General features: G+C 70.2%; 24 protein-coding genes and 7 tRNA genes. 11 read left to right on the top strand and 20 right to left on the bottom strand.

All coding sequences use genetic code 11. The features are described from left to right. Positions 1-131: 131 nt before the first annotated feature. Positions 132-692, bottom strand: coding sequence for an HIT domain-containing protein (locus tag ACFVWD_RS50375; protein WP_101406226.1), 561 nt, complete (start codon positions 690-692; stop codon positions 132-134). A gap of 67 nt (positions 693-759) precedes the next feature. Here ACFVWD_RS50375 and ACFVWD_RS50380 point away from each other — a divergent pair, with 67 nt between their 5' ends. Next, a complete protein-coding gene (locus ACFVWD_RS50380; RefSeq protein WP_389605307.1) occupies positions 760-1,437 on the top strand; it encodes a potassium channel family protein in 678 nt (225 codons plus the stop codon). A 63-nt stretch (positions 1,438-1,500) separates the two neighbouring features. Here ACFVWD_RS50380 and thrS read toward each other — a convergent pair whose 3' ends face one another. The 3 genes from thrS to ACFVWD_RS50395 form a co-directional block, all read right to left on the bottom strand. Continuing rightward, positions 1,501-3,477, bottom strand: a complete 1,977-nt coding sequence (gene thrS / locus ACFVWD_RS50385; protein ID WP_389605309.1) for a threonine--tRNA ligase — start codon at positions 3,475-3,477, stop codon at positions 1,501-1,503. Between the two features lie 126 nt (positions 3,478-3,603). Further along, positions 3,604-4,839 (bottom strand): hypothetical protein, encoded by a 1,236-nt coding sequence (locus ACFVWD_RS50390; protein ID WP_389605310.1) that lies wholly within the window; start codon positions 4,837-4,839, stop codon positions 3,604-3,606. After that, positions 4,836-5,402: a DUF4365 domain-containing protein gene (locus tag ACFVWD_RS50395; RefSeq protein WP_168490055.1), complete on the bottom strand. Its 567-nt coding sequence runs from the start codon at positions 5,400-5,402 to the stop codon at positions 4,836-4,838. Before ACFVWD_RS50395 ends, ACFVWD_RS50390 begins: the two co-directional genes overlap by 4 nt. A 170-nt stretch (positions 5,403-5,572) precedes the next feature. Between ACFVWD_RS50395 and ACFVWD_RS50400 the strand changes: the two genes are divergently transcribed. Then, the gene (locus tag ACFVWD_RS50400) at positions 5,573-6,298 is read left to right on the top strand and encodes a 3'-5' exonuclease (RefSeq protein ID WP_389605311.1); all 726 of its coding nucleotides are present in this window, start codon (positions 5,573-5,575) and stop codon (positions 6,296-6,298) included. Between the two features lie 56 nt (positions 6,299-6,354). Here the strand turns inward: ACFVWD_RS50400 and ACFVWD_RS50405 are convergent. Next, positions 6,355-6,426 (bottom strand) — tRNA-Val (locus ACFVWD_RS50405). Positions 6,427-6,488: 62 nt separating this feature from the next. Continuing rightward, positions 6,489-6,935 carry an SRPBCC family protein gene (locus ACFVWD_RS50410; protein WP_389605312.1) on the bottom strand — a complete coding sequence of 149 codons (447 nt, stop codon included), beginning with the start codon at positions 6,933-6,935 and terminating at the stop codon, positions 6,489-6,491. 89 nt (positions 6,936-7,024) lie between these two features. Here ACFVWD_RS50410 and ACFVWD_RS50415 point away from each other — a divergent pair, with 89 nt between their 5' ends. After that, complete coding sequence (locus ACFVWD_RS50415; protein ID WP_389605313.1) at positions 7,025-9,421, top strand: SCO7613 C-terminal domain-containing membrane protein; 2,397 nt, start codon at positions 7,025-7,027, stop codon at positions 9,419-9,421. Positions 9,422-9,442: 21 nt separating this feature from the next. Here the strand turns inward: ACFVWD_RS50415 and ACFVWD_RS50420 are convergent, their stop codons facing one another. From ACFVWD_RS50420 to ACFVWD_RS50450, 7 genes are all read right to left on the bottom strand, one after another. Next, positions 9,443-12,175 (bottom strand): Tat pathway signal sequence domain protein, encoded by a 2,733-nt coding sequence (locus ACFVWD_RS50420; RefSeq protein ID WP_389605315.1) that lies wholly within the window; start codon positions 12,173-12,175, stop codon positions 9,443-9,445. Positions 12,176-12,254: 79 nt separating this feature from the next. Continuing rightward, the gene (locus ACFVWD_RS50425) at positions 12,255-12,884 is read right to left on the bottom strand and encodes a hypothetical protein (RefSeq protein ID WP_389605316.1); all 630 of its coding nucleotides are present in this window, start codon (positions 12,882-12,884) and stop codon (positions 12,255-12,257) included. Position 12,885: 1 nt separating this feature from the next. Further along, entirely contained in the window at positions 12,886-13,758 is an 873-nt protein-coding gene (locus ACFVWD_RS50430) for a carbohydrate ABC transporter permease (RefSeq protein ID WP_389605318.1), read from the bottom strand. Beyond that, positions 13,755-14,711: a carbohydrate ABC transporter permease gene (locus ACFVWD_RS50435; protein WP_389605320.1), complete on the bottom strand. Its 957-nt coding sequence runs from the start codon at positions 14,709-14,711 to the stop codon at positions 13,755-13,757. Before ACFVWD_RS50435 ends, ACFVWD_RS50430 begins: the two co-directional genes overlap by 4 nt. 11 nt (positions 14,712-14,722) lie before the next feature. Beyond that, positions 14,723-16,012, bottom strand: a complete 1,290-nt coding sequence (locus ACFVWD_RS50440; protein WP_101406217.1) for an extracellular solute-binding protein — start codon at positions 16,010-16,012, stop codon at positions 14,723-14,725. 1,014 nt (positions 16,013-17,026) lie between these two features. Continuing rightward, positions 17,027-17,101: transfer RNA gene (locus ACFVWD_RS50445), tRNA-Val, on the bottom strand. 158 nt (positions 17,102-17,259) lie between these two features. Next, the gene (locus ACFVWD_RS50450) at positions 17,260-17,694 is read right to left on the bottom strand and encodes a TIGR02611 family protein (RefSeq protein ID WP_054230597.1); all 435 of its coding nucleotides are present in this window, start codon (positions 17,692-17,694) and stop codon (positions 17,260-17,262) included. Positions 17,695-17,885: 191 nt separating this feature from the next. Between ACFVWD_RS50450 and ACFVWD_RS50455 the strand changes: the two genes are divergently transcribed. Together ACFVWD_RS50455 and ACFVWD_RS50460 are read left to right on the top strand one after the other, a co-directional pair. Next, the gene (locus tag ACFVWD_RS50455) at positions 17,886-18,299 is read left to right on the top strand and encodes an SsgA family sporulation/cell division regulator (RefSeq protein WP_003959770.1); all 414 of its coding nucleotides are present in this window, start codon (positions 17,886-17,888) and stop codon (positions 18,297-18,299) included. A gap of 563 nt (positions 18,300-18,862) precedes the next feature. Then, positions 18,863-19,420 carry a CGNR zinc finger domain-containing protein gene (locus ACFVWD_RS50460; protein WP_101406215.1) on the top strand — a complete coding sequence of 186 codons (558 nt, stop codon included), beginning with the start codon at positions 18,863-18,865 and terminating at the stop codon, positions 19,418-19,420. Positions 19,421-19,487: 67 nt separating this feature from the next. On the opposite strand, the gene ACFVWD_RS50465 is transcribed toward ACFVWD_RS50460, so the two are convergent. Both ACFVWD_RS50465 and ACFVWD_RS50470 read right to left on the bottom strand, forming a co-directional pair. Next, complete coding sequence (locus ACFVWD_RS50465; protein ID WP_168490065.1) at positions 19,488-19,640, bottom strand: hypothetical protein; 153 nt, start codon at positions 19,638-19,640, stop codon at positions 19,488-19,490. Positions 19,641-19,784: 144 nt separating this feature from the next. After that, the gene (locus ACFVWD_RS50470; protein ID WP_097283920.1) at positions 19,785-20,231 is read right to left on the bottom strand and encodes a hypothetical protein; all 447 of its coding nucleotides are present in this window, start codon (positions 20,229-20,231) and stop codon (positions 19,785-19,787) included. 171 nt (positions 20,232-20,402) lie between these two features. Between ACFVWD_RS50470 and ACFVWD_RS50475 the strand changes: the two genes are divergently transcribed. Further along, the gene (locus ACFVWD_RS50475; protein WP_389605321.1) at positions 20,403-20,921 is read left to right on the top strand and encodes a DsbA family protein; all 519 of its coding nucleotides are present in this window, start codon (positions 20,403-20,405) and stop codon (positions 20,919-20,921) included. Positions 20,922-20,947: 26 nt separating this feature from the next. Here the strand turns inward: ACFVWD_RS50475 and ACFVWD_RS50480 are convergent, their stop codons facing one another. The 3 genes from ACFVWD_RS50480 to ACFVWD_RS50490 form a co-directional block, all read right to left on the bottom strand. Further along, positions 20,948-21,772, bottom strand: coding sequence for a GNAT family N-acetyltransferase (locus tag ACFVWD_RS50480; RefSeq protein ID WP_389605322.1), 825 nt, complete (start codon positions 21,770-21,772; stop codon positions 20,948-20,950). Positions 21,773-21,873: 101 nt separating this feature from the next. After that, positions 21,874-22,695 carry an aminotransferase class IV gene (locus ACFVWD_RS50485; protein WP_389605324.1) on the bottom strand — a complete coding sequence of 274 codons (822 nt, stop codon included), beginning with the start codon at positions 22,693-22,695 and terminating at the stop codon, positions 21,874-21,876. A gap of 1 nt (position 22,696) precedes the next feature. Continuing rightward, entirely contained in the window at positions 22,697-23,746 is a 1,050-nt protein-coding gene (locus ACFVWD_RS50490) for a chorismate-binding protein (protein WP_389605326.1), read from the bottom strand. Between the two features lie 156 nt (positions 23,747-23,902). Between ACFVWD_RS50490 and ACFVWD_RS50495 the strand changes: the two genes are divergently transcribed. The 5 genes from ACFVWD_RS50495 to ACFVWD_RS50515 all read left to right on the top strand — a co-directional run bounded on the left by ACFVWD_RS50495 (position 23,903) and on the right by ACFVWD_RS50515 (position 24,389). Beyond that, positions 23,903-23,975: transfer RNA gene (locus tag ACFVWD_RS50495), tRNA-Gly, on the top strand. Between the two features lie 39 nt (positions 23,976-24,014). Beyond that, a tRNA-Cys gene (locus tag ACFVWD_RS50500) sits at positions 24,015-24,088 on the top strand. 1 nt (position 24,089) lies between these two features. Next, positions 24,090-24,161, top strand: a tRNA-Val gene (locus ACFVWD_RS50505). A 34-nt stretch (positions 24,162-24,195) separates the two neighbouring features. Continuing rightward, a tRNA-Val gene (locus ACFVWD_RS50510) sits at positions 24,196-24,267 on the top strand. Between the two features lie 47 nt (positions 24,268-24,314). Continuing rightward, positions 24,315-24,389, top strand: a tRNA-Val gene (locus tag ACFVWD_RS50515). A 67-nt stretch (positions 24,390-24,456) separates the two neighbouring features. Here ACFVWD_RS50515 and ACFVWD_RS50520 read toward each other — a convergent pair. Both ACFVWD_RS50520 and ACFVWD_RS50525 read right to left on the bottom strand, forming a co-directional pair. Beyond that, a complete protein-coding gene (locus tag ACFVWD_RS50520) occupies positions 24,457-24,756 on the bottom strand; it encodes a zf-TFIIB domain-containing protein (protein ID WP_054230604.1) in 300 nt (99 codons plus the stop codon). Between the two features lie 74 nt (positions 24,757-24,830). Next, a partial coding sequence (locus ACFVWD_RS50525) for a phosphotransferase family protein (protein ID WP_389605328.1) occupies positions 24,831-25,288 on the bottom strand: 458 nt, incomplete at its 5' end.

Consider the following 25,288-nt stretch of genomic DNA (forward strand, 5'->3'; position numbering starts at 1 on the left):
CACCGACACCGCGGCGTTTCCGCCGGAGGCCGTCCGCGGGGTGCTGTTCGTTTTGGGTTTATCGCGCAGTTCCGCGCGCCCCTGAAGGGGCGCGCCGAAGGGGGCGCCTGTTAGCAGGCGCCCCGTTCGAGCTAATGCGTCGGCCAGGCCTCTGCCAGCATCTCGCGGGTGTCGGCCAGGAGCTGCGGGAGCACCTTGGTGTGGCCGACGACCGGCATGAAGTTGGTGTCGCCGCCCCAGCGGGGGACGATGTGCTGGTGGAGGTGGGCGGCGATGCCCGCGCCCGCCACCGTGCCCTGGTTCATGCCGATGTTAAAGCCGTGCGCGCCCGAAGCGGTGCGCAGCGCGGTCATCGCCTGCTTGGTCAGCTCGCCGAGTTCGGCGGTCTCCGGGTCGGTCAGGTCGGTGTAGTCCGCGACATGGCGGTAGGGCACGACCATGAGGTGGCCGCCGTTGTACGGGTACAGGTTGAGCACCGCGTACACCTGCTCACCGCGCCTCACGATGAGCCCGTCCTCGTCGGACTTGGCGGGGATCGAGCAGAACGGACAGCCGTCGTCGGCCCCCGGGCCGGTGGGCTTGTTCTCGCCCTGGATGTAAGCCATCCGGTGGGGCGTCCACAAGCGCTGGAACGCGTCCTGCGTTCCCACTCCGATCTGCTGCTCCGGCTCACTCGTCATGTGGTGCAGCATATTGCTTCGCCCGTTCGCGGCGTGTCGGCGGGGCTCTCCCGAATGCCCGCCGGGCCAAGCTGGGCCGATGGACGACGACAGCCGACAGGCCCGGTGGGAACGGCGCACCGAGGTCCCGCTCAGCCTGGCCTCGGCGTTGTTTCTCGCCGCGTACGCCGTCCTGGTCCTCGGACACTCACTGCCCGTCGTCTGGCGGGAGGCCTGTGTGGCGGCGATGCTGGCCGCCTGGGCACTGTTCGGCATCGACTACGCGGTGCGCTGGCGCCTGAGCGGACAGCGCCTCGGCTTCGTCCGCGCGCACCCGGTGGACACCCTGGCGCTCCTGCTGCCGCTGCTCCGTCCGCTGCGCATCGTCAAGGTCTACGAGGCCGTACAGCGTCATCGTGGAGAGCCCCGTCTCTCCCTGCACGCGCGTGTGGTCTTCTACGCGGGGTTGTCGGCCTCGCTGCTCGGCTTCGCGGGCTCCCTCGCCGTCTACCAGCAGGAGCGGGGGGCGCCGGGCGCCTCGATCCGGACGTTCGGGGACTCGGTGTGGTGGGCCTGCACCACGCTCACGACGGTGGGGTACGGAGACGTGGTGCCGGTGACCCCGATGGGTCGCACGATCGCGTCGGTGCTGATGGTGTGCGGTCTGGCGCTGCTCGGCGCGGTGACCGGCTCGTTCTCGTCCTGGCTGCTCCAGGTGTTCGCACGTGAGGACGAGAACGACGAGAACGGGTACAGGGAGAGGCCCCCGGGGAGCTGAGCTCTCCGGGGGCCTTCGGCCACGTACGCATCAAGGAAGCACCGTATGCGTCGGACCTGCGCGTCAGACCTGCGCGCGCTCCTCGACGACCTTCATGATCTTGGCGATCGCCTCGTCGACCGGGATGCCGTTCTCCTGCGAGCCGTCGCGGTAGCGGAAGGAGACGGCGCCGACCGCCATGTCCTCGTCGCCCGCGATGACCATGAAGGGCACCTTCTGCTTCTGGGCGTTGCGGATCTTCTTCTGCATACGGTCGGAGGAGGCGTCGACCTCGACCCGCAGACCCTTCTTCTTCGCCTCGGTGGCGAACTTCTGCAGGTACTCCACGTGTGCGTCGCCGATCGGGATGCCGACCGCCTGCACGGGCGCCAGCCAGGCCGGGAACGCGCCCGCGTAGTGCTCCAGGAGCACCGCGAAGAAGCGCTCGATGGAACCGAACAGTGCGCGGTGGATCATCACCGGACGCTGCTTGGAGCCGTCGGGGCCGGTGTACTCCAGGTCGAAGCGCTCCGGCAGGTTGAAGTCGAGCTGCACGGTCGACATCTGCCAGGTCCGGCCGATGGCGTCCTTGGTCTGGACGGAGATCTTCGGACCGTAGAACGCGGCGCCTCCCGGGTCCGGGACGAGCGGGAGGCCCTGCTTCTCGGCCACCTGTCGCAGCGTCTCGGTGGCCTCCTCCCAGACCTCGTCGGAGCCGACGAACTTCTCCGGGTCCTTGGTGGAGAGCTCCAGGTAGAAGTCGGTCAGGCCGTAGTCGCGCAGCAGGTTCAGGACGAAGGTGAGCGTCTTGTCGAGCTCCTCCGCCATCTGCTCCTTGGTGCAGTAGATGTGCGCGTCGTCCTGAGTGAAGCCACGGGCGCGGGTCAGACCGTGCACGACGCCCGACTTCTCGTACCGGTACACGGTCCCGAACTCGAAGAGGCGCAGCGGCAGTTCACGGTACGAGCGGCCACGCGCGTCGAAGATCAGGTTGTGCATCGGGCAGTTCATGGGCTTGAGGTAGTAGTCCACGCCCTCGTCGAGCTGCATGGGCGGATACATGCCGTCGGCGTACCAGTCCAGGTGCCCGGACGTCTCGAAGAGCTTCCCCTTCGTCGCGTGCGGGGTGTAGACGAACTCGTAGCCCTCTTCCTCGTGGCGGCGCCGCGAGTAGTCCTCCATGACCCGGCGGATGACGCCGCCCTTGGGGTGGAAGACGGCGAGGCCGGAGCCGATCTGGTCCGGGATGGAGAAGAGGTCCAGCTCGTTGCCGAGCTTGCGGTGGTCGCGCTTCTCGGCCTCGATCAGGAAGTCGAGGTGCGCCTTCAGCTCCTCCTTGGAGGGCCAGGCGGTGCCGTAGATGCGCTGGAGCATCGGGTTCTTCTCGCTGCCGCGCCAGTACGCCGCGGCGTTGCGCATGAGCTTGAACGCCGGGATGTTGCGGGTGGTGGGCAGGTGGGGACCGCGGCAGAGGTCCTTCCAGCACAGCTCGCCGGTCTTGGCGTCGAGGTTGTCGTAGATCGTCAGCTCGCCGCCGCCGACCTCGACGTCCGCGCCGTCGTCCGAGGACGCGGAGCCCTTGATTCCGATGAGCTCCAGCTTGTACGGCTCCGCGGCGAGCTCCTCGCGGGCGTCCTCGTCGGTGACGACGCGGCGGGAGAAGCGCTGCCCGCGCTTCTGGATCTCCTGCATCTTCTTCTCGACGGCCTTGAGGTCCTCGGGCGTGAACGGCCTCGCGACGTCGAAGTCGTAGTAGAAGCCGTCCTTGACCGGCGGGCCGATGCCCAGCTTGGCCTCGGGGAAGAGTTCCTGCACGGCCTGCGCCATGACGTGCGCGGTGGAGTGGCGCAGGATGTTGAGACCGTCCTGGGAGGAGATCTCGACGGGCTCGACCTCCTCGCCGTCCCGCACCTCGTACGCGAGGTCCTTCAGCTCGCCGGCCACACGGGCCGCGACGATGGTGCGCTCGCCGGCGAAGAGATCGGCGGCCGTAGTGCCCGTCGTCACCACGCGCTCTTCCCGCTCGGAATCGCGTTGGATGATCACACGGACGTCTGACACCGGTCTCTCCTGACTGAAGGGGGCAAGCTCACCCAATGGGCATGGCAGTGCAATGCCTGCCCGGCGATCCTACCGAGCCCGGGGCACCCTCCGCGAAACGGTTCCCGGCAAAGCTCCACAAAGCCCTCAGTCCCCGCTGCACGCCTCCTCGAAGAAGGCCGTGATCTCTGCGGTCTCCTGGAGCGACTTCATCAGCCGGTCCCGCTCGGCCTCGTCCACCTGCACCGGTACGACCCCGGAGGCGTCGGTGAGCCGGCGGAAGCCGCCGCGGCTCTCCAGCCGCCCCAGCACCCGCACCGGCAGCCCGACCAGATGGGCGTGACCCGCTATCCGGTACGCCTCCTCGTCGAGCGTCATGCGGACGTGCTGGACCTCCGCTCCCGCGATCACCCGCAGCCGTACCGTGCCCTCGCCGCGCGGCTGGGACCTGCGCATCCGCACCACGGCACCGGTGAGGCGCACCGGTACGGACGGCTCGGCGCGCAGATAGCGGGCCGCGGCCTCGCGCAGGACGGGCAGGTCGCCGGGCGAGAACTCGACGGCCTCGTCGGGCGCCGCACAGCCCTCGGGGACCCCGGCGGCGGGCGCCCACTCGACGGCGATCCGGGCGCCCTCCGTGCCGCGCACGAGGGCGACGACGGCCTCGGTGAGTTCATGGCTGACGCCCGCCTCGACGGCCGCGTCGAAGGCGTCCATGCCGCCGGTGGCCCGCTGATAGTCGATGGCCTCGCGGGCGGCGTACAGCGCCTGGTGCAGGCGTACGGAGAGCGGCCGGCCGGTGTCGACGGGCACGAAGGCGGTGAGCCGGCGCCCGCCGGGGTCGGCGCCGACGAGGACGTTCTCCAGGGAAGCGGCGGCGGGCCTGCGGTGGCGGGCGCCGTAGTAGCCCGCACGCGCGCGTGTGGCGAGCGCCGCCGCGAGCAGCATCGAGCGGGCGGCCGAGCGCAGCCGCTCCTCCACGCTCCAGGACGTGGCGCCCACGGGCCCGGTCGGCACATCGCGCCACCAGCGGATCTCGTCGCTGGGCACGGCGAGGGCGACCAGGACGTCGCGCGCGGACGGCGCGCCGCTGCGGGAGAGCGCGAGGAGCGCCTCGCCGAGGAGGTCGTCGCTGTCGGGGAAGGCCCGGCTCTCCGGCACGAGCAGGCTCGTGCCGCCGCCACCGGGCCCGGGTGGGGTCCATCGGCCGTACCGTCCGGCCGCTCCGCCGCGGCGCTGCCAGCCGTGGCGGTGCAGCAGCGCGCTGAGGACGGCGGGGTCGACCTGGCCCGGCTCGGGCGGCTCGGTCCAGTGGGACTCGACGGGGTGCGGCCTGACCGGCCGAAGGGGTTCGCCGATGGAGTCGATGGGGCGGTGTGTCAAGGTTTCCCTCCCGTCCCGACCCTCGTCATGATCTCGCAGAGCGCCCTGTCGTCGAAGATGCGCGAGGTCGGTATCCGCACGGTGGTCCGGCGCCGGCCGGTGATCGGGTGGCCGGCGAGGTTGATCCAGTAGCAGCAGTGCCGCAGGTCGAGGCGGTCGTGGCTGGCGCGCAGCCAGTCGTCCTGGGACCTGGGCACGAGCATCACGACCAGGATCTTGTGCACCGAGACCGGGGTGCGGGCGAGCTTCGCCAGGTGCTCGTTGTCGAGCGTGAAGGAGAAGGCGGGCCCGGGCGGGTTCGGCGGGATCTGGTACGTGCACTTGAGCTGCACCTTGATGGTGACTTCGTCGTCGACCGTGTGCCCGGGGGCGCTGTGGCTGACGTGCCAGTCGATGCCGTTGTCGGGAAAGGGCTGGGACAGCGAACAGCCCGCCGCGGCCGCGACGGCGTGCAAGTAGCCCACCTGCAAGGTCTCCATGCAGGCGGTGGTGGCGAGTGTGCCGCGATGGGGTGCCGTCCGCTGGGGCAGCAGCCCGCCCCGCTCGGGCTGCGCGAGTGCCATGAGTCCAACAGCCTTCCAAGCCAAGTGATTCCCCGCGACGGGCCGCTGAACTGCAAAGACCCGTACCTGTGTTGTCTCCTTCCGGCGTACGGCGCAAACAGCCCGGGTATCACCAAACAGGCAGAAGACGGTGCGTCAGCTGCCGTGGGTGAACGAGGAGTTGTGTACGTATGACGTGCTGGTACGAAGGCCCTTTGGCCGCGTTCGACACGGAGACCACGGGCGTGGACGTCGAGACCGACCGGATCGTGTCGGCCGCCGTCGTCGTCCAGGACGCCGCGGGTTCCCGGCCCCGGGTGACCCGCTGGCTGGTGAACCCGGGAGTGCCGGTGCCCGCGGGTGCGACGGCGGTGCACGGGCTGACAGACGAACACCTTCAGCGCAACGGCCGCTGGCCGTCGCCGGTGATGGACGAGATAGCCAGGGTGCTGGGCGAACAGGCCGCGGCGGGCCGCCCGCTCGTCGTGATGAACGCGCCGTTCGATCTGACGCTCCTGGACCGGGAGTTGCGCCGCCATCGCGCCACCTGTCTCGACCGGTGGTTCGAGCCGGCGCCGCTGCGCGTGCTCGATCCGCGGGTTCTGGACAAACATCTGGACCGATATCGCAAGGGCCGCCGCACCCTGACCGACCTGTGCGCGCACTACGACGTGGCGCTGGAGGGCGCGCACGACGCGGCGGCGGACGCACTGGCCGCGCTGGAGGTCGTACGAGCGGTGGGGCGCCGTTTCGCCACCCGGTTGGAGCGGCTCTCCCCCGCCGAGCTGCACACCCTGCAGTCGGTGTGGCACGCGGCACAGGCGCGCGGCCTTCAGGCGTGGTTCGCGCGCAGTGGTTCGCCGGAGGCGGTGGATCCGGCGTGGCCGCTGCGTCCGGAACTGCCGGCGGCGGCCTGAGTCCGCGCGGGACAACGAAAAACCGGTCCGTCTGTGACGGACCGGTCTTCTCCGGGTGGGCGATACTGGGTTCGAACCAGTGACCTCTTCGGTGTGAACGAAGCGCTCTCCCACTGAGCTAATCGCCCGGGAACGCACTGAACAATACAGGTCCCTGCGGGTGTGGTTCAAACCGCTTCGAGATGAGCCTTCAGTCACCCGTGAGTCGGGCCGCCAGTCCGCGCTGTCCCGCGCGCATCATCAAGGCGTGGTTGGCGCGGAACACCGGCCGTCCCGGCACCGCGAAGCGCCGCAGCAGCGGCTTGCTCACGTCGACCTCCTGGTCGTACTGGGCGCGGGTGCCTGACCCGGCGGTGGTGAGCGTCCAGCGCGCCCAGCCGTCGATGTCGCCCGCCATCGCGATCTCCAGGACCCCGGCCACCGGGTCGCGGCGCAGCTCGCGCGCCGTGAACACCAGGTCGTACGGCAGGAACGAGCGGATGCGCATGGTGCCGCTGCGCTCGTCGATCCGGATCACCTCACGGACCTGGGGCCACCAGCGCGGGTAGTCCTCGGCCCGTTCGAGAACGGGGTAGACCTCGGCGGGCGGCGCGGGCAGGGCCCAGACACTGCGGAAGCGGTAATGGCTCCAGTCCATGGACGGAGTGTGCCCAACCGGGCATCTGAGTACGGCATGAGTACGCGCACTCATGCCGGAGAAGGTGACCGGGACCACACTCCCGGGATATGACCCACCTTCCGCCCCCGGCCGAGGAGTTGCGGCTCCTGGACACCGAGCTGCGGCAACTCGACGCGCGCCGGGTCCTGTTGCTGGCCCGCCGTGCCTGGCTGATCACCGCGCTCCGGCCGCCCGTGGCTCCGCCGCCCCCGCCCCCGCCCTCGCCCGCACGCCGGCCCGAGACCACGGCGCCCCGCGTCCAGAACGTGCTGCTCGTTCTCGGCGGCATCCTCCTGACCATCGCCGCGATCGCGTTCACGCTGGTCAGCTGGGGCCGGATGGGGATCGCCGGGCGGGCGCTGGTGCTGGGCGCGGTGACGCTGGCCGCGCTCGGCTCACCCGTGCTCCTGCTCCGGCACAGGCTGCGCTCGACGGCGGAGGCCGTGGCGGGGCTGGGACTCGCGCTGACGGTCCTGGACGTGTACGCACTGCACGAGGTCGCGTTCCCCGACACGAACGGCCTGGGCTACGCGGCCATCGCGTCGGCGCTGCTGGCGGCCGTGTGGACGGCGTACGGACTCGCACTCGGCGGGCCGCGCCGACCGACCGGTGAACCGGCCGCCCCCGAGCGGCTCCCGCTGCGCCTGCCCCTGCCCACTGCGCTGGCCGCCGCGCAGCTCCCGCTGATCCTCTGGGCGGCCGCGGCCGACGCGGGCGCCCCCGCCATGACGGCCGCGCTGCTGGTCACGGCGGCGCTCGACACGGCCGTCGCGCTCCGGGTGCCCGTGCCGTCCGTACGTCTCGTCGCCGCCGTGGGCGCGTACGGCCTGGGCGGCTGGGGCTCCTTCGCGGCCGGCTGGCTGTCCTGGACGGCCACCGGTCCGAGCGCCGTCGCCCGTGCGGCGGCGCTCCTCCTCCTCGCCGGGGCGATCGCTCTGGCGGCGGCGTGGCGGCTGCCGGACACGAACGTCGCCACCTGGGTCGCCTCGGCCGGCGGCCTGCTCACGGTCGCCGCTCTCGGTGGCGTCCCGCGCTCGTCGCTGCCGGGCGACTGGACGGTTCCGGGGTATCTGGTCTGCGCTGTGGCCCTGTTGGCGGCCGTACGCACCCGGCTCCCCGAGCCGATGAGGCGCGGCCTCGCCCTGGCGGCCGGCTCCGTGCAGGCGGTCGCGGTGGTGTGGGCGCTGCCGCCACTCGCCCTCGCTCTGCTGGGCCCGGTGGCCTGGGTGGGGCGCGTCTGGACCGGGGCCCCCTCGACCGCGCGCCAGGCGGTCACGACCGACGGCGTCCCCTGGCCTCCGCACACGGCCACGGCTCCGCTGGTCCTCGTGGTCGTCGCCACCGTCCTGGCCGTGGCCGTCCGCGGTGCGGAGTGGCGCCCCAGGGCGACGGTCGGCGCGTCGGCCCTCGCCTGGGCGGCCGTTCTCGTCCTTCCCGCGGCTCTCGACATCCCTTACTGGGCGGGGCTGTCGGCGCAAGGACTCACGATCGTGGCGGCGCTGGCGTACACCACCCGCTCGGCAAAGGCGCACCCGGTCCCCTTCCTCCTGGCCCTTGTCGGCTCGGTGAGCCTCGCGTGCCTCTCCCTCGCCGCCGAGGGCACGACCCTCGGCGTCCTCGCCGCGCTGACCGTGCTGTTCGCCGCCGTGTCCGGGCGCTCGCGACTCGCCCCGGTCGCCGCCCTCACGTACGCCACCGCGCTTGCCTGTGCCGTGGGCGCGTCCCTCGGCTGGCAGTCGCAGCACATCGCACTGCTGGTGCTCCTCGTACCGGTCGTCGCGGCCCTGCTCGCGGCACGCCTCGCCGACTCCCCCGCGCGCGTGCCCGTCGAGGTGACGGGCGCCGTCGCCGGGCTGCTCGCCGTCGGCCTCGCGGTGACCGACCCGCCGCTGCTGGCCCTGGTCCTGGCCCTGTGCGGAGTAATCGCGGCGGGCACCGCCGTACGAGAGGACCGGCGGTCCGCCGGTTACGCCGCCACCGCCCTGTTCCTGCTGGCCACCTGGGTCCGGCTGGCGTGCTGGGGCGTCGGCTACGTCGAGGCGTACACGCTGCCGGTGACCGTCCCGGCGCTGCTGGTGGGGGCGGTCGGACGCCGCAAGGATCCGCTGACCTCGTCCTGGACCGCGTACGGAGCGGGGCTGTCCGTCACGCTCGTGCCGAGTCTCCTGACGGCGTGGACCGACCCGGACTGGCCGCGACCCGTGCTGCTCGGTGTCGCGGCCCTCACGGTCACCCTCGTGGGTGCCCGGCACCGGCTGCGGGCCCCGCTCGTCCTCGGGGGCGGCGTGCTCGCGCTGGACGCCCTGCACGAACTCGCCCCGTACCTCGTGCAGATGGCGGGCGCGCTGCCCCGTTGGGTACCTCCCGCACTCGCCGGTCTGGTGCTGCTCGCACTCGGTGCGACGTACGAGCAGCGGATCCGGGACGCGCGACGCGTGCGGGACGTTCTCGGCCGGATGCGCTGACGCGCCCCCGGCCGGAAACGGCTACGGCATCTTGTCGCCGAGCAGGGCCAGGTTCTCGATGGCGGCGAGGCCGTACAGGGCGCTGTCGTTCGAACTGACCCAGTTGGCCTCGCTGCCGGGAACCAGGGTGACCGGGCCGCTCAGTGGCTCGGTCTTCCAGGGCGAGGACTCCATGTAGCCGTCGGAGCTGTAGAACTTCGTCCACGCGCGCTTGGCGAGCGTCGCGTCGCCGGTCTGGACGGCGGCGTACGCGTCGAGGCGCGAGTGGCCCTGGAAGAGCAGCAGGGAGCCGAAGTTGGAGCCGTAGCGTGCCGCCTGTTCGGTCTTGGTGGCGTTGAAGTAGCGGCAGTAGTCGAGGTAGACCTCCTTGAACTTCGGCACATCGACCAGGTCGATCAGCTCGGCGCACAGTTCGTTGAGGCCGAAGACGGCGGAGAGGTGCGAGACCGACACGACCGGCGCGGAGGCGATGGCGAACCTGCCGGTGTCGAGGTCGTAGAGCCCGCTGCCCTGGACGAAGCCGTTGGGCTGGGCGGCGATCGTCTCCATCGTGGACAGCACACGCGCCTTGGCCTTCTCCCACTTCGGGCCCTTGCGCTCCCACTCCGTGAGCCAGGCCGAGACCAGACCGCTCCAGTCGGTGCCGAAGCCGATGGACAGGGCGTGCCGGTCGGGGGTGTACGGCTCGGTGCGGATCTTGCGGATCGGGTCGAGGACGAGGAACGTCTCGTCGGAGTCGACGTTGGCGTGCATGAGGTCGCCGACCCGCTCGTCGGCGGTGAGGTAGTAGTAATAGCGGCGGTATGTGGTGTTGGCGATGCGCTGCTGTTTGGCGCTGTCGGCGTAGTGCTGCACGCCGTGCCGGGTGCCGAGGCCCGCCCACTGGCCCAGGTGATAGACGTCGACCTCGCCGGTGTGCCGGGTGAGCGCCTCGGCGAAGCGGAAGATGTCCGAGCGGCCCGAGCGGAGATAGGCCATCCAGAGCCAGATGTCGGGCGACAGCTCGGAGTTGTCCCACGCGTAGCCGCCGACGTCGTAGCGCCACTGGTGGCGCACGGTGTCGTACGAGTGCATGAAGTCGCCGTAGTCCCAGAAGCCGTACCAACGACGCATCTCCACCTGGTCCTTGTAATAGGTGAAGAGGAAGTCGAGGTGGTCCTCGATCTTCGCCTTGGCGGCGGTGGAGCGGTCCGGCTCGGAGAAGAGGCCGCCGAAGACCTTGGCCTTGATGAGCTGCTTGGGCGGGGCGGCCAGCTGCGGCAACACCCGTACGGCCGCGACCTGTTCGGCGAGCGTCTCAGGCGTGGGCGTCGACTCGTTGGCCCAGAAGAGGAGTTCGGAGGTGCGGGCGATGCCGTAGGGGGTGCCGAACTCGGGTTCGTAGTCCTCGTAGGTGATGTTGAGGCCTTCGAGCTGTTCGGCGTACGTGTCCTGGCCCATGCCGTCGTGGTAGAAGCGCAGGTCCATGGGCTGCGCCTCGGGCGACCAGAGCCAGAGGGTGACCTCGGCCTCGTCGGTCGCCGCGTCGCGGATGTCGAGCTGCGCCGGGTACTTCTCCCAGAAGTCCCTGAGCCCGAAGGAGAGACCGCCGCTCGCCCCGCCGACGTAGCCGAACCCGCTCGCCCGGCGTCCACCGCCCGCGCCGATCCAGCCGTGCCCCTTCTTCGTGCGCTTGCGCAGGGTGAAACCGTCGGCGGAGAGCTGGGAGAGGGTGTAGTCGCCCCACTCGGGGATGTACTGGAGGCGGGTCGTCACCCGTTGGTCCCAGGTGGACGGGTCGGGCAGCTTCTCGCCCGCGAACTGCGCCGCCTGCACGGCCGCGCCCGGGTCGCGGCGCAGCCCGGTGATGCCCTGCACGGCCTCCCGCAGCAGACCGGAGCCGTCGCCGCCGATGCGGATGTGCCGGTCGTACGCCGCGTCGCGCATCGGCACGTTGAAGCGGACGCCGAGGCCGCGGATGAAGTCGCCGCTCGTCTTCCCCGGCTCCTGCTTCCCGTCGAAGGTGATGGTGTGCACCATCCGGAAGGAGTCGGCACCCGCGTAGAAGTACAGCCGGATCGAGAACGGCAGCCAACTGCGGCTGCCCTTGCGGTGCTTGCCGTCGACGCGGACGACGGCACGGACAGGACCCTCCTGCTCGACCGTGACCTCACCGATGACGCTCTCGAACCGCTCGTACTTCTCCGCGCCCTGGTCGTCGTCCTCGATCTCGGGCTGCCGGATCAGCACCAGCCGGCCGTCCTTGGCGATCTCGGTGGAGCCGCGCTTCACCGATTTGACGAGGGTGGAGCCGCTCTTGCCGATCTTCGCGGTGATGACGCCGGTAGAGATGTCGATGGTGCCGCCGCTCTTGTCGACGGTCACCTTGTTGTCGGGGGCGGCGGGCGAACCGGCGGCGAGCGTGAGCTTCCCGGAGCCGGAACTGACCGCGTGCGCGGTCCACTTGAGGGAGCCGTCCGGCCAGTACGCGATCGGCCAGGACTGCACCGGCACGTCCTTGCCGGAGGCGTCGGTGAGCGCGAAGGTCTGGTCCTGCTGGTACGCGCCCTTCGGCCAGGGCACTCCGACGGTGGAGCCCGGGGCGGCACCGAGGGCGCCGTCCTCCAGCCAGTCCAGGGTCACGGGGTCGGTGTCGGCGGCCTCGGATCTGGCGGCGGCCTGCGCGTTCGTGCTTCCCAGGGCCCAGCTGAACTGTGCGGCGGCTCCGGCGACTGCGGCCGCCTTCAGCAGGGACCTGCGGGGGATGGGAGACATGGCCTTTCCTTTCCGTGCGGGGAAGTCAGGGGCATGACAGAGAGAGGTACGACGCCGGGGGCGCCGACCTGCGAGGAGCTCAGCGGCGGCGGTGGCGCGCCTCGACGGCGACGGCCGCCGCCGCGACGGCCCCCAGGACGGGGACCGCCAGCGGCGCGATGAACAGGGCGGAAGCGGCCACGACGGCCAGTCCGCCCACGAGCAGGAATGAGCCGGCCGGATCGAGGACCGTACGGCGTCCTGCCTCCGCGAGCAGCGCCCGCCAGGAGGCGCCGGGTTCCCAGACAGCCGCCGCGCGCAGCCCGGCGACGGCGAGGCCGATCAGGGCGAAGAGGCCGACGGCCCCGACGAGCGGGCCGCCGGGGATCCCGGCGCGCACCGCCTGGACGTCCACCCAGACCGCGGCCGCCGCGGCCCAGCCGGCGACCCCGGCGATCCAGCCGCCCCGGACGGCGGCCCGGAAGTCGGCGACGAACTCCCTCAGACCGCCCGCCTCGTGGCACGTACGCCGTCGCAGATGCCGTGCACCGGCCGCGAACGCGGCGGGGTAGGTGACCAGCGGCAGCGAGGCCACCGCGATCCACACCCCGGTGAGCAGACACTCCGCGAACACGGCGAAGCGCTCGGCCAAGACGGATTCGCGGGGTGCCTTGCGCGCCTTCGCACGCCTCTTCTGCTCCGCCCGCGCCCGCAGCTGGCTGATGGCCATCTCAGCCCTTCAGTCCGGAGGTCGCCATACCGTCGATGAGATACCGCTGGAAGGCGAGGAAGAAGAGGAGTACGGGCAGCAGGGCGACCAGCGACATCGCGATCATGCCGCCGTAGTTGGCGACGCCCTCCTGGTCGCGGAACATCATCATGCCGAGCGAGACCGTGTACTTGCTGGGCTCGTTGAGGTAGATCAGCGGCCCCATGAAGTCGTTCCAGGCGTTGATGAAGGTGAAGATCGCGCTGGTGATGAGGGCGGGGCGGCACAGTGGCAGCACGATCGACCAGTAGATCCGCGGATGGCCACAGCCGTCGAGCCGGGCCGCCTCGTCCAGTTCGCGCGGCAGGTTCCGCATGAACTGGACCATGAGGAAGACGAAGAACGCCTCGGTGGCCAGGTACTTGCCGATCAGCAGCGGGACGTAGGTGTTGACCAGCTCCATCTTCTGGAACATCACGTACTGCGGGATGAGCAGCACGTGATAGGGCAGCAGAAGCGTGCCGATCATGAGGGAGAACAGCAGGTTCCGGCCGACGAACCGGATCTTGGCGAAGGCGTAGGCCGTCAGCGAGCAGGAGATGAGGATGCCGACGACGGAGCCGAGCGCGTAGAAGAGGGAGTTCTGGAAGAAGGTCGCGATCGAGATGTCCGCGATGCCGTCGGCCAGGCCCTTGAAGTTGCCGAGGACGGGGCTGGTCGGGAACAGGTTCAGGCTGCCGATGATGTCCCGGCTGGGCTTGAACGAGGCGCCGATGACCCAGATGACGGGGTAGAGGACGACCGCGAGGATCAGCAGGGCGCCGATGTGCCAGACCAGCGAGCCGGTGCGCCTGCGGCTGCCGACTTCGAGGGGCTTGCGCAGGGTGGTGCTCATCGGGCGTCCTCCTCGTAGTGCACCCACCGCTTCTGGGACCAGAAGAGGACGGCCGTCACCAGCGCCACGGCGAGCAGCAGCATCCAGGCCATGGCGGACGCGAAGCCCATCTGGGACTCCTTGAAGCCCTTCTGGTACAGGTAGCAGGTGTAGACGAGCGTGGCGTCGGCCGGTCCGCACTGGGTGTTGGAGACCACGTAGGCGGAGCCGAAGATCTGGAAGGAGTGGATGGTCTCCAGGAGCACGTTGAAGAAGAGCACCGGCGAGATCATCGGCAGGGTGATGTTCCAGAACCTGCGGAACGGTCCGGCGCCGTCCACCTCCGCTGCCTCGTACAGCTCCCTCGGCACCTGCTTGAGCCCGGCGAGGAAGATCACCATGGGTGCGCCGAACTGCCAGACGGTGAGCGCGACCAGGCTGTAGAGCACCCAGTTCGGGTCGCCGACCCACCCTCCCGTGTGGAAACCGAGGAACGACTGCGTGCGGTCCACGATGGCGTCGTCGGAGAAGAGCGCGCGCCACACGAATCCGATGGAGACGCTCGCACCGATGAGCGACGGGGCGTAGAAGGCGGCCCGGTAGAAGGCCTGCCCTCGGCGGCTCTGCGCGAGCAGGAGGGCTACTCCGAGCGCGAGCAGCAGCTTGAGCGGGGTGCCGATGACGACGTACTTGGCCGTCACCTCGACCGACTTCTGCCACCGCGGATCGTGGAACATCTTGGTGAAGTTGTCGAAGCCGACCCACTTCGGCGAATTGAAGAGGTTGTAGTCGGTGAACGCGAAGTAGAGGGAGGCGGCCATCGGGCCCGCGGTCAGCAGCAGGAAGCCCGCGATCCACGGGGACATGAAGAGATAGCCGGCGAGGTTTTCCCGGCGGCCCCGCCGCCTTTTGGCGGCCGGGGCCTCGGGGCGTATCTCCGGGGCGTCGGGCGGAGAGTCCTTGACGAGCGTCACGGCGGTTCCCATCAGGCGGCGAGGGCGGTCTTCGCCTCGGAGAAGAACTGCTTGACCGCGTCGGCGACCTTGGTCGTGCCCTGCGACATGTCACCGCCGATGCGCAGGAAGGCGGACTCGCAGGTGTCGGCTCCGGCCGGGTGCGGGGTGATGGTGCCGAGCACTCCGGCCGCGGCGACATCCGTCTCGTACTTCGCGATCGCCTGGTTGGGCGCGTCGGTCGGCTTGTACGCGTCGAACTGCTCGGTGGTGGCGAGGATGCCCCGGTCGTAGCCCATGATCTTGCCGACCTCGGGGTCGTGGACCATGAAGTTGATGAACTGGGCGACCTCCTTGGGGTGCTTGGTGCGGGCGGAGGCGCTCAGCATCAGGGAGGCGAGGTACTGACCGGTCTGCTTGCCGTCGGTGGTCGGGATCGGCGCGAGGCCGTAGGTGCTGGTGCCCTCGGCGGTGTAGCGGACCGTGAAGTTGTCCCAGGTGAACTCGGAGGCGCCGTGGGCCGCCGAGAGCGAGGACTTGGGCTTGTCCTGCTCGACCCGCTTGGGGTCGGTGACGATGCCTGCCTTGACGCGGTTGTAGCCGTCCGTCCACCACTCCGTCAGGTCGGCCTCGTCGAATCCGAGTCCGTCCTTGGTGAAGAACGCCTTGCCGTTCTGCCGGAGGTAGAGGTCGTACAGGTACATGATGCTGAAGTAGCCGGTGTCGCCCGGCAGCTTCTGGGTGTCGTGGATCTTCTTCAGGGCGGCGAAGTACTCGTCCCAGGTCCAGCCCTGCTTCGGCTTGATGCCCGCCTTCTCAAACACCTTCTCGTCGATGACAAGTGACATGGTGTTGGATCCGACCGGAATACCGAGCTGCTTTCCGTCGACCTGGCCGACCTTCTCCACTCCGGCGCGGAAGTTGTCGAGGCTCAGATTTCCCGCGTCTATCTGAGGCTTGAGGTCGAGCAGGATGCCTCTCTTGTCGTACTTCCGCAGGAATCCGACCGCGTTCTGGAATACGTCCGGGGGATTTCCACCGGCGGCCTGGGTCTGGAACTTCTCCCAAAAGGCCACGTAATCCTGGAAGTCGGTCTTCACCTTGATCTTCGGGTACTTCTTCTCGAAGAGCGCGATGGACTGGTTGATCTTCTTCGCCCGCTCGTCGGCACCCCACCAGGCGTACCGGATCGTGACCGTCCCGTCCCCGGAACTGCCGCTGTCCCCGCCGCAGCCCGTCGTCGCGGCCAGCCCCAGCGTGGCCAGTGAAGCTCCGGCCGCCTTGAGGACCGTACGCCTCTCAACACTCCCGTTGTTACCCACAGTCGGGCCTCCCCGCGACGTCGTTGCCACCTGCATGAATCGTTTCAAGTAAGCGCTTGCTGGCACAAGGTACGGAGGGCTTCCAGGCGCGTCAATGATTCGGACAGGAATTGGTGTGACGCGGTTCGGCCGCGTGGCGGCGGGTGTTGGGGGCGCCACCCCCATGGAGGCGCCCGAGTGTGCAGGTCCGGGGCGTGCGGTCGGGGTGTCGAACAGAAAACGACCGGTCGGGCGAGCGTGGGACCGGGCCGAAAACAACCGGCGTGCGGGCGGGGGTTGGGGGGCGGGTCTTCGCGAGGGGTGGTGTCGTACCGGCGTGCGTGTGGGTGGTGTTGGTGGGGAGGTGGAGGGGATCGGGTGAGCCTGGTCGGATCTGTACGGATCTGTACGGATCTGGGCAGAACTCGGCAGGTCTGGTCAGATCTGGATGGGCTCGGGCGGGTCGCGCCGACGCGGGCGGCTGGTGCGCGTCCGAACGGCGACTCGCTCGCGTCGGTCCGGCGTTCACCCTGGTCGACGGGTCCATGCGGGGGGGGGCGCGTCCCGCGAAGCGGCGTAGCGAAGCGGAGTTCGAGACTTCGCAGGTCAATGCCTGCGACAGCAGGTCAATGCCGGTAACAGCAGGTCAATGCCTGCGATGCGCCCGCCGCCGCGCCGCATCCCGGCGGCGATGCCCGCGAGCAGCGCGGGCAACTGCGCGGCGATCCGGCCGACGCTCCGCGCCGGACATGGGCGAGCGGAGCCGCGTGGTCCACATGGCTGCACCACAGGACCGGACGCCACCGGGTCCGATGGCGGCTGCGACCGTGACTCCGGCTCCGGCTCCGGTTCCGACGTCCGCGGGGACCGCGGTACCGCTTCCGATACTGGTACCGGTACTGGGTACTGGTACTGACATGCAGAGTGCGGTCCGCCGGTGTCGCGGGGAGGCACTCCCCCGCCCTGCGGGGTGGTGCGGAAATGACGAAGGCGACCCTGCCCACGTAGTGCGTGGAACTGGGTCGCCTGTCGTGCTGGTGGGCGATACTGGGATCGAACCAGTGACCTCTTCGGTGTGAACGAAGCGCTCTCCCGCTGAGCTAATCGCCCGGGCGCAGGGAGAACATTACCCCATGTCAGGGGGTGGCTCCGACCAGTCGGCGGGCCTCCACGAGGGGCCTTCGGAGCAGTACGGGAAGGGGTTCCGTCACGAGCCCCGTCCCGGGTCGCGTCACGAGTCCCGCCCCCCGGGTCGCGTCACCCGTCGGTCATTCCTGGATGTTCCACGGCATCTGGACGCCGAACTTCCAGAGGTAGACGCCACCGAGGGCCGCGACGATGACGACACCGACGCTCGTGAGAACGATGTTGCGGCGCCGCACCTTCGGGTCGAGTGCCCGCTGTGTCGCCTCCGTGACCTTGCGTTTCGTCCAGCGGAGCACCAGCTGTGCCCAGACGAACTCGGTCGCCCAGATCGCCATGCCGCCGAAGATCACCAGCCAGCCGGGACCCGGCAGCGGAAGCATGATCACGCCGGCGCCGACCACCGCGAGCCCCACGACGAAAACACCCACCTGCCAGCTCAGATGCAGTGCACGGCGGGCCTTGATGAATTCCGGCGCCCGCGATCCGAGCGGCCCCTCGATCTTCGTCTCACCATCGGCCGTGGCGACCTCGCCCGGCTCGTCACTCCCCGTATTCATACGGCCAAACCCTACCGGAGAGAAACCAGTCACCGGAATGGCCCTATCCGGCGAACGTACTCTCGGCCGGAAGAGTTACGTAAAGACACGCAAAACACTCAGAGGGGTTTACAACGGCACCGTAGGTGGCATGTCGATTTCGCCGACGTGCGAATCCCCGAGCGCACACTGAGCGAAAGGCCCTGGCGCTTATGAACACCACGGTCAGCTGCGAGCTGCACCTGCGCCTCGTTGTGTCGAGCGAGTCCTCACTGCCTGTACCCGCAGGACTGCGGTATGACACGGCCGATCCCTACGCCGTGCACGCCACCTTCCACACCGGAGCCGAGGAAACCGTCGAGTGGGTGTTCGCCCGCGACCTCCTCGCCGAGGGCCTGCATCGGCCCACCGGTACCGGCGACGTCCGAGTCTGGCCGTCCCGGAGCCATGGCCAGGGCGTCGTATGCATCGCCCTGAGCTCCCCGGAGGGCGAGGCCCTGCTGGAAGCCCCGGCGCGGGCCCTGGAATCGTTCCTGAAGCGAACGGACGCCGCCGTGCCCCCCGGCACGGAACACCGGCATTTCGATCTCGACACGGAGCTCTCACACATCCTGGCCGAGAGCTGACGAGACCCCATAGAGCCGCCCGGCGCCGTCCACTCGGGGAGACGGCTCGGGCCTAAACATCTGCAATGGGCACCACCGCAAAGGGCACGAACACCGACGCCGTCGCCGCGGACTCCCGCGGGGGCGGCGCCGGTGCGCGCGGTCGACGGCAGGCCTCGACGGCTCCAGCGCCGGGGGGCGTGGCCGGGGCGGGTCTTCTGGCCTGTGTCCAGGCAGAGACGCCGCGAGGGCCGATGAGGGCGTCGTCCGGGGCACGGGGCGGGGCAGACGCCGGGGCGGGCCGACAGGCCGGGCAGGGCACGCCCGGCGGACCCACGACCCACGGGGCCCACCAGGCCCAGTGCCGGCCCGGACCGCGGCTGTGGCTTCCGGAGGTGTTCAGGGTGACATTCGTATCCCGTGGACTGGCCCGTGGACCGGCCCGTGAACTCGCCCATGGGCCGGCCCGGAGGCGCGGCTGACCGCGTACAGATCGACCGCCCTCGCTCCCCCACGCCAGGAAGCCACTACCATCGGCCAGCATCGGAGGGCGCCCGCCCGACCCCCAGGCCAGGGAGCAAAACGTGCTGATCACCCACGACACCCGGCGCTCCCTCGACGCCGTGGTGGACCTGGTGAACACCGCGCCGGAGAACGACACGACGGACGGGCTCCCGGACGTCGCGTCCCTCGCCGATTTCGTACGAAAACACGGGATCAGTGACGTCGGCGTGCTGTCGGAGGACGACCTCGCGGCCGTACACGGGATCCGCGGCCGGTTCGCCGGAGTCTTCGCCGCCGACGACCCCCGTACCGCCGCGGGTCTCATCAACGAACTGGTCGCCGTCGCGGGCACCACCCCCCGGCTCACCGACCACGACGGCTACGACTGGCACGTGCACTACTTCGCGCCAGGTGCCTCGGTCGCCGACCATCTCGCGGCCGACTGCGGGATGGCGCTGGCGTTCTTCGTGGTCGCCGGAGAGCAGGACCGGCTGCGGCGCTGCGAGGCCCCGGACTGCCGGCACGCCTTCGTGGATCTCTCCCGCAACCGCTCGCGCCGCTACTGCGACAGCCGGACCTGCGGAAACCGGCTCCACGTGGCGGCGTACCGGGCGCGCCGCAAGGAAGCGGCGGGCTGACGGACGCTGGACGCGCGGCGGGCTGACGGAGCCCTCGGCGGGTGACGCCAGGGGCTCCGTGTACGGCTCAGAGCAGCAGCAGGTCGTGCAGCGAAGCCATGAGCAGCAGACAGCCGATCACCGCAAGGAAGATCATCAGCGGTGGCTGGGAAAGCGCGTAGAGACAGCCCCGCGGCTCCTCGGGAGGGGCGGCGGTGTCGCTCTGTGTTGTGTCCAGCATCTCGCGGCGATGATGACGCAGCCACCACCCGCTCCGCGATCAACACGCCCGGAATGACCGGGAGTTCGCCAATATCCGCGATGAGCAGGCACGAACGTGATCGTTTCCGCGCTCTCCCATGATCCTCTGTGTCGTTTCAGCCCGTCATATGCCGCGCTTCTTCAAGATGGCCTCGATGTCGCTGAAGTCGTCGTCGGAACCCGTGGCCCGAGGCGTCGTCGCGGGCCGGGCGGCCGGACGGGAGCCCTGGCTCAGCGAGGGCGCCGAGGCCGCGGGGGCCACCGCCTCCCGCTGGGCGGCCCGGGCGGCCGCCTTGCGTTCCTTCCGGGTCCCGCCGCCACGCCGCTCGACCGCCCGCGTGGTCATGAACAGCAGCCAGGCCACGCCCAGCACACCGAAGCCCGCCCACGCGGTGGGGCTGAAAGCGGTGTCGGCCAGCCAGCCGACGACCCCGGTCATCACCAGGCCGACCGGCACCAGCGAGTAGGCGGCGATGCGGGCGGCGGAGAGGAACCGCTTGCGGTAGGCCGTGACCGCGGCGATGCCGAGGCCGGCCGCGGAGACGGCGGAACAGACGGTCTCGGCAATCATCCGGTCCTCCAGGGCAGGGCTCGGCAGAGCGGGTCGGTTCGTCCCTTCCATCCTGCACCGTCCCACGCCCGATATGCCATGCTCCGGGTGGACCTCAGGGACATCTCCGGGTCGGGGTCCTCCCCAGGTCCCGGTTGGGGCGCCGTCGGCAGGGCTGGGAGACTGGGTGCCATGAACGACTCCTCCGCAGCCCGCGCCACCGCCGTCCTTGACGTCTGGTGCGAACTCCAGTGTCCCGACTGCCGCAGCGCCCTCGCCGACCTGCGCACGCTGCGCGCCCGCTACGGCGACCGTCTGGAGCTGCGGCTGCGGCACTTCCCGCTGGAGAAGCACAAGCACGCCTTCGCCGCCGCGCAGGCCGCCGAGGAGGCCGCGGAGCAGGGCCGGACCTGGCCGTACGTCGAGGCGGTCCTCGACCGTGTCGAGGAACTGGATCGCAAGGGCGAGCCCCTCCTGATCGAGGTGGCTCGCGAACTCGGTCTGGACGCCGAGGAGTTCGACACCGCCCTGATCGACGGCCGGCACATCCTGATCGTCGACGCCGACCAGGCCGAGGGCAAGGCCATCGGCGTGACCGGCACCCCGACGTACGTCATCGGCGGCGAGCGGCTCGACGGCGGCAAGAGCCAGGAGGGCCTGCGCGAGCGCATCGAGGAGATCGCCGACCGCCTGCTGGCCGAGGGCGCGTAGTCCTCGTTCACGCGAAGTGGCTCAGCTCAGAGCAGGTTCTTGTAGAGGTAGTACTCGCTCGTCGTATAGCCGAGTGACTCGTACAGCTTCTCCGCCGGGGTGTTCCCCGCGAACACGTTGAGGCCGACCCGGTCCTTCCCGCCGGCCACCGCCCGGGCCTCGGCCAGCAGCATCAGGGTGCGCCCGTGGCCGTGGCCCCGGTGCTCGGGGTCGGTCTCGACCCCGAGCACGAACGCCGCGTCGGGCCACAGGCCCAGCCACAGCGTGCCGACCGGGATCCCCTCGTGTTCCAGGACGCCGAGCACCGTGTTCTCGCTGGCCACTCCGTCCGGCAGGAACCGGACGAGCCCCTGGTCCGTCTTGCGGTACGCCTCGGCCTCGGGCACGCCCCGCTCGATCTGCGAGCGGGCGAACCCCTCGCGCTCCTTCGCCAGCCAGGGCACGTACTCGGCCTCGGTCATGGGCCGGGCGACACTGCCCGCGGGCAGTTCGGGGCCGGGGCCGTCCAGGCGTTTCGTCATGACGCGGTTGCTCAGGACGTACCCGCGCGTCGTGGCGAGCCGGAGCACACCGTCCGCGTCCCCGGGCACCGACGTCTCGACGCGCTTGCAGCCCCAGCCGCGGGCCACCTCCTCGGCCGCGAGCACGGCCACCGTGCCCCGGCCCCGCCCACGGTCGGGTTCCTCGATGTACAGCTCCCCGACACGGGCCACGGTGGGGCCGTACTCCGGATGCGTGGAGAGGTGGATCCCGCCCACGGGACGACTGTTCACGCACACCTGGTAGCGGCGGGACAGCGCCCCGTCAGCTCCGCGCTGAAGCGGCTCGGTCGGCCGCAGGGTGGTGGTCATCAGGGGTGTTCTACCCGTCCCGTGCCCCGTCGTCATCCTGTTTTGCCGTCATCCTGTTTTGCCGTCATCCTTCTTGCGCGCTGACGTGCCATGGGCGACGTCTACGGGTCGAGGTCGTTTCCGGCCCGCTCCTCGAAGACCCGCATGGCCTTGGCGGTCACCGGGCCCGGCGCGCCCGGGAGTTGGTGCCCGTCGACCCGGTGCACACCCTGCACGTCCCGCAGCGTGGACGTCAGGAAGACCTCGTCCGCACGCTCCAGGACATCCAGCGGAAGATCGGTCTCCTTGGCGCCGGTCCACTCGACGGCGAGCGCGCGCGTGATGCCGGCGAGACAGCCGGAGGCGACGGGCGGGGTGTGGATCTCGCCGTCGAGGACCACGAAGACGTTCGACCCCGTGCCCTCGCACAGCTCCCCGACCGTGTTGGCGAACAGCGCCTCGCTCGCGCCCTGTTCGCGCGCGCGGGCCAGGGCCACGACGTTCTCGGCGTACGAAGTGGTCTTGAGGCCGGTGAGGGCGCCGCGCTCGTTACGGGTCCAGGGCACCGTGATCACGGCGGTGGAGTCGGGGCGGCGGGTGGACTCGCCGAGGGCGACGAGCAGGGTCGGTCCGTGTTCGCCGCGGTCGGAGCCGAGCGGGCCGTAGCCACCGGTGTACGTGATCCGCAGTCGGCCGAGCGGCATCGGGTTGGCGTCCAGGACGGCGGCGCAGGCGCGGCGCACCTCGTCGAGGTCGGGCTCGGGAAGCCCAAGGCCGCGCGCCGAGCGGACCAGCCGGTCGAGGTGGCGGGTCAGCGCGAACAGCCGCCCCTCCACCGCCTTCACGGTCTCGAAGATGCCGTCGCCCACGGTCAGTCCGTGATCGAAGACGGAGACGCGGGCGGACTCCATGTCCTGCAGACCACCGTCGAGCCAGATCTTCACGTCAGAGAGTCCTTCCACTTTCGTACGCTTCTCCGTACTGTCCCGACGCTACCGCGAGCAGCCTGGCGGCCTTCAGCTCGGTCTCCTGCCATTCCCTTTCGGGGTCGGAGCCCCAGGTGATGCCGGCACCGGTGCCGAAGCGCAGGACGCCATCGGCGCGGTCGGTCCAGAAGGTGCGGATGCCGACGGCGAGCTGTGCGGTGGTGCGGTCGGCGTCGACCCAGCCGATGCCGCCGCAGTAGGGGCCGCGGGGTGCCGTCTCCAGGGCGTCGATGATGGACAGGGCGCTGGTTTTGGGGGCGCCGGTGACGGAGCCGGGCGGGAACGCGGCGGCCAGCAGTTCGGGCCAGCCGATGTCGGCGCGGAGGCGGCCGCGGACGGTGGAGACGAGGTGGACGAGCCCGGGGTGTTTTTCGACCACGCACAGGTCCGGGACGGTGACGGTGCCGGTGGCGCAGACGCGGCCGAGGTCGTTGCGGACGAGGTCCACGATCATGACGTTCTCGGCGTGGTCCTTGTCGAGGAGGTCCGCCTCGGTGCGTCCGGTGCCCTTGATGGGGCCGGATTCGATGACGGAGCCGGTGCGGCGCAGGAAGAGTTCGGGGGAGGCGGTGGCGATCTCGACGCCGTGGCGGGGCAGGCGGATCGTTCCCGCGTAGGGGGCGGGGTTGCCGCGGGCGAGCAGCCCGGTGAGGGCGTCGATGTCGGCGTCGGGGGCGAGGGGTGCGGACAGGACGCGGCAGAGGTTGGCCTGGTAGACCTCGCCGGCGGCTATGTGGGCTCGGATGCGGCGTACGCCGGCGGTGTACGCGGCGTGGTCGAGGGAGGACGTCCAGTCACCGGAGGCGGGTCCCCGCCACTGCCCGGGGACGGGGGCGGGTACGGGTTCGGTGCGTACGTCGGCGAAGCGGGCGCAGACCAGGCTGCCCTCGAAGTCGGCCGCCACGGCCCAGAAACCGGCCGAGTCCAGGGCCGCGGGGTCACTGGTGACGTCGAGGAGACCGGTCGCGACGAGGCCACCGAAACGGGCGAGAGGAGGGAGGTCGAGCACGCAGTCGAGTCTAGGTCGGGTGACCTGCGGGTGCCCTGACCGTGTCCTTTGCCGGACAGACCGCAGCACGCTGCGCAAACGCGTTTTTGTGCTGGCCCGGGAATCCGCTAGAGTTCAACACGTCGCCGGGACGCGCAAGCCGAACGGAAACGACACGCGGACGTAGCTCAGTTGGTAGAGCGCAACCTTGCCAAGGTTGAGGTCGCCAGTTCGAACCTGGTCGTCCGCTCGCAGGAAGAGGGGGATCATCCCGAACCCCCACACTCCTGGTGGAGTGGCCGAGAGGCGAGGCAACGGCCTGCAAAGCCGTCTACACGGGTTCAAATCCCGTCTCCACCTCCAAGGACGATTAGCTCAGCGGGAGAGCGCTTCCCTGACACGGAAGAGGTCACTGGTTCAATCCCAGTATCGTCCACTGGTCCGCAAGGACTCGATCCATCCGGATCCCCGCGCGATTAGCTCAGCGGGAGAGCGCTTCCCTGACACGGAAGAGGTCACTGGTTCAATCCCAGTATCGCGCACGCAGTACGCACCACCCGCACCACCCGCACCATCTGCAGGTTCACCTGCGCGATTAGCTCAGCGGGAGAGCGCTTCCCTGACACGGAAGAGGTCACTGGTTCAATCCCAGTATCGCGCACCAGCCGAAGCCCCCGGCCGTCTCGTACGGTCGGGGGCTTCGTCGTGTCAGGCCGTTCCTCCGGTCGTGCTCAGGAGGAGAAGAGCATGTGGCCGAAGCTCTTGTGGCGGTGGTGACCGCCGTAGTGACCGCCGCCGTGGCCTCCGTGTCCGCCGTGCTGCGGAGCGCCCCACGCGGGCGCGGGCGCCGAGGGATAGGCCTGCGGGGCGGGCGGGGGCGGCGCGGGCTGCGACCACTGGGACTCCACGCGGCTCAGCGCCTCCAGCTCGCCGTAGTCGAGAAATATCCCGCGGCAGCCGCTGCACTGCTCGATCTGGACGCCATTGCGGTTGTACGTGTGCATCGGCGCATGGCACTTCGGACACTGCATGCTCGGCTCAACTCCTCGCCGTTCGGTACCGCTTCCGCCAGGACAGACACTGTCCGGCCTCGAACGGTTGCACCCTACGCGGTCGGGCCCTGCGCCAACTCGGGCGGGACGGCTCCCATTCGGTCACAGGCGTCGACCACGGCCTGCTGCACCTCGTCCAAGGGGCGGTCCTCCCCCACGGACTTGGCGATCGCCAGGGCCGCGGTCTGCACGGTGAGGGCGCGGGTCGCCACGTCCAGAGCGGGCCAGGGGTCGCCGTCGGCGGGTACGGCCCGGCCGCCGGCGCGTTGGTAGGCGGTCAGGAAGCGGGTCCACTCGTCGGGCGGGAGCAGGCCGCAGGCGTACCAGGCGGCCGGGCGGGCCAGGTCCCAGGTCGGGACGCCCACGCCGAGGTCGTCCACGTCGATGAGGAGCCAGGGGCCGCTCGGCGCGGGGTGGCGGACGAGCTGGCCGAGGTGCAGGTCTCCGTGGCAGAGGGTCCCCGCGGGCGGCATGGGGGCCTCGGCGCGGGCCCAGGCGGGCAGGGCCGCCC

It is taken from the genome of Streptomyces sp. NPDC058086 (assembly GCF_042885015.1).
In the GTDB taxonomy this organism is placed as follows: Bacteria; Actinomycetota; Actinomycetes; order Streptomycetales; family Streptomycetaceae; genus Streptomyces.